Annotated in this window: 4 protein-coding genes; 1 reads left to right on the forward strand and 3 read right to left on the reverse strand. The window is 44.3% G+C overall.

Features of this window, described 5'->3' with window-relative positions; translation table 11 throughout:
• Positions 1–267: 267 nt before the first annotated feature.
• Positions 268–879 (forward strand): GerMN domain-containing protein, encoded by a 612-nt coding sequence (locus GNE10_RS33530; protein ID WP_185570358.1) that lies wholly within the window; start codon positions 268–270, stop codon positions 877–879.
• Between the two features lie 176 nt (positions 880–1,055).
• Here the strand turns inward: GNE10_RS33530 and GNE10_RS33535 are convergent, their stop codons facing one another.
• From GNE10_RS33535 to efp, 3 genes are all read right to left on the reverse strand, one after another.
• Complete coding sequence (locus GNE10_RS33535) at positions 1,056–1,403, reverse strand: metalloregulator ArsR/SmtB family transcription factor (protein WP_099069501.1); 348 nt, start codon at positions 1,401–1,403, stop codon at positions 1,056–1,058.
• Positions 1,404–1,466: 63 nt separating this feature from the next.
• Complete coding sequence (gene accB, locus GNE10_RS33540; protein WP_185570359.1) at positions 1,467–2,024, reverse strand: acetyl-CoA carboxylase biotin carboxyl carrier protein; 558 nt, start codon at positions 2,022–2,024, stop codon at positions 1,467–1,469.
• 109 nt (positions 2,025–2,133) lie between these two features.
• Positions 2,134–2,691, reverse strand: a complete 558-nt coding sequence (efp, locus tag GNE10_RS33545) for an elongation factor P (RefSeq protein ID WP_185570360.1) — start codon at positions 2,689–2,691, stop codon at positions 2,134–2,136.
• Positions 2,692–2,806 lie beyond the last annotated feature (115 nt).

The raw sequence follows: 2,806 nt of genomic DNA on the forward strand, positions 1-2,806 counted from the left end.
CTTCCCATCTCCCCATCTCCCCATCTCCCGATCTCCCGATCTCCCCATCTCCCCACTTCCCAAAATTTAAACAATTCGACAGTGACGGACTAGAAGTGCAAATTCTAAAATTGAATTAGGGACTTGCAGGATTAAAAAAATAATCGGATTTTGAGGCACGAAGCCTCCTCTAAATTGTGGGAAACTCTCCACATGTCAGTATCGTCTTTAACCAGGCTGCTCCTCACATAACTACCATCTCAGCCCTCAGTCAGGAAGGTTTTGAACATGAAAGACCAACAAGGATCTAATCGTATTTCTTCAGGCATAATTGCAGGTGTCGCAGCAGCAGTTGTAGCGGTAGGTGGCGGTGTGGCTTGGTTAACTTCACAATCTAACAATACCCCTACACCGTCAAAACCCTCTCAAGGTATTGAACAGCCAGGACAGCCATCAACTAGACAGCCAGCTAATGAACAAACTGCCAATGTTTATTGGCTAAGACCAAAGAATAAAAATATTGCCTTGGTTCCCCATTCTGTGAAAGTAGCTGCTGTACGACCAAACCAAGCTTTAGAAGCAGCTTTTGAAAGCTTGTTAGCAGGCCCAACAGAAGGAACAGATTCCACAACTATTCCCAAGGGAACTAAATTATTAGGCCTGAAAGCGGAGAGTGATGAAGTTCGCGTGAATTTATCTGAAGAATTTACTCGCGGTGGTGGTAGTGCCTCAATGATAGGTCGTGTGGGGCAAGTTGTTTATACTGCAACAAGTTTAAATCCAAAAGCCAAAGTTTACATCGACGTGAATGGTAAACCCTTGGATGTTTTGGGTGGTGAAGGTATAGAGTTACAGCAACCACTAACTCGTGAAAGCTTCGACAAAAACTATCCGCTTTAAAAAAGTTAAGAGTTAGGAGTTAGGAGTTAGGAGTTAGAAGTTAAGAGTGAGGAATGAGGAGTTAGAAGTTAAGAGTTAGGAGTTAGAAGTGAGGAGTTTTAACTCATAACTCATAACTCATAACTCATAACTCACAACTCATAACTCATAACTCATAACTCATAACTTTTTCAGACTTACCGTTTGGTATTCAAGACACGAAAATTACGGGCTTGCTGTTCTAACCTTGTGGCGAGGCGATCGCAAACCCGATTACACAACTCAAAAATCGTTTGATCTTCTACCCTGTAATAGGCGCAAGTCCCTTCACTGCGGCGGCTAAGGATTCCTGCTTGCCACATTATCTTCAGGTGTTTGGACACATTTGCCTGAGAAGTCTGTGTTGCCTCTACCAACTCTTGCACGCATTTTTCTTCATCCCGCAGTAAGTGTAGCAGCCGTAGGCGCATTGGCTCACTTAACAGGCCGAAGTATTCAGCTACTTGTTGCACCACTTCTGGTGGTAAAGGCAACGTTTGTTTCATCAGGATTAACCCGCAAGGATTGAAAGTTTTAACAATGACTCACTTCATAATCTAGATTAATACTTAATCAGGGTTTATTCGCATCAAAGGTTGACCATATTCTACTGGTTCGCCATTTTGGAGGAGAATTTCCATCACTTGCCCTGAGACTTCGGCTTCGATTTCATTCATCAGCTTCATGGCTTCGATGATACAGACTGTTTGACCCTTGCGGACGCGATCGCCCACTTCTACAAATGGTGCTTCACCTGGTGCAGGAGCGCGATAAAATGTTCCCACCATCGGAGAAGGCACCTCTACTAATCTCTGGTCAATGGTTGAGGGGGCATTAACTGACAACTGCAATTGCCCTCCAGTTGCAGCATTATCAAACAGGCGACCTGTAGCCACCTCTGTTACCTGACTTGTAGCCACTTGGTTTGCCGCAGCTAAACCCGATGACAAGCCCGAACCTACCACACCGCCTAAGGTCGCTTGACCTACCGACAACATATGATTGCTGAGGCTCACAGCCTTACGAACTGTTAGTTCAAAATCATCGCTTTTGAGCGTGACTTCTGCAATGTCAGTTTGTGCGATAGTTGCCAGTAATTGGCGGATTTCATTAAAGTCCAATGGCACAGTTTTTATTACCTCGACCTATCCGTAAATTAGCATTTTTAAGTGTGGCAGGGATTTAATCCCTAAAGAGGGATTTAAATCGGGATTTGTTTGAGAGCGAAATCCAAACTTATTCCCTGCCTAAATATTTATCATCACGGGTATCAATTTTGATGCGCTCGCCTTGAGAAATAAACAAGGGAACCATCACAGTTGCACCAGTTTCGAGAGTAGCTGGCTTAGTACCACCTGTTGCAGTGTCACCTTTTACACCAGGATCTGTTTGTACAACTTCTAGAACCACAGAGTTGGGCAGTTCCACTTCTAGGACTTGTTCGCCCCAACGAATGACATTAGCTTCCATACCTTCCTTGAGGTATTTTACGCGATCGCCAATTTGTGCGGCACTCAATCTGCCTTCTTCATAGGTTTCCATATCCATAAAGACAAACTCATCGCCTTCTTTATAGGTATGCTGCATCGTACTTTTTTCTAAAGTGGCTTGGGGTACAGTTTCCCCTGCCCGGAAGGTTCTTTCCACCACACTGCCATTCTGAACATTCTTCAGTTTGGTTCGTACAAAGGCAGAACCTTTTCCTGGCTTAACGTGGAGGAATTCCACCACTCGCCATACAGATCCATCTAATACAATTGAGACACCAGGTCGAAAGTCGTTGCTGGAGATCATGAAACTTTCAAGTTTTGGAAGACAATCGGCATTTATTGTACCCTTCAAGCGGAGTAATTAGTTATTCATTTTGGGCATGGGGGAAGAGGGAAGGGGGAAAGGGAAAGGGGGAAAG

The organism is Nostoc sp. 2RC (genome assembly GCF_014222165.1).
GTDB lineage: Bacteria > Cyanobacteriota > Cyanobacteriia > Cyanobacteriales > Nostocaceae > Nostoc > Nostoc linckia.

Excerpts from the sequence above, each read along its gene's own strand:
- GNE10_RS33530 (WP_185570358.1), top strand. The coding sequence starts at position 268 with ATGAAAGACCAACAAGGATCTAATCGTATTTCTTCAGGCATAATTGCA.
- GNE10_RS33535 (WP_099069501.1), bottom strand. The coding sequence starts at position 1,403 with ATGAAACAAACGTTGCCTTTACCACCAGAAGTGGTGCAACAAGTAGCT.
- efp (WP_185570360.1), bottom strand. The coding sequence starts at position 2,691 with ATGATCTCCAGCAACGACTTTCGACCTGGTGTCTCAATTGTATTAGAT.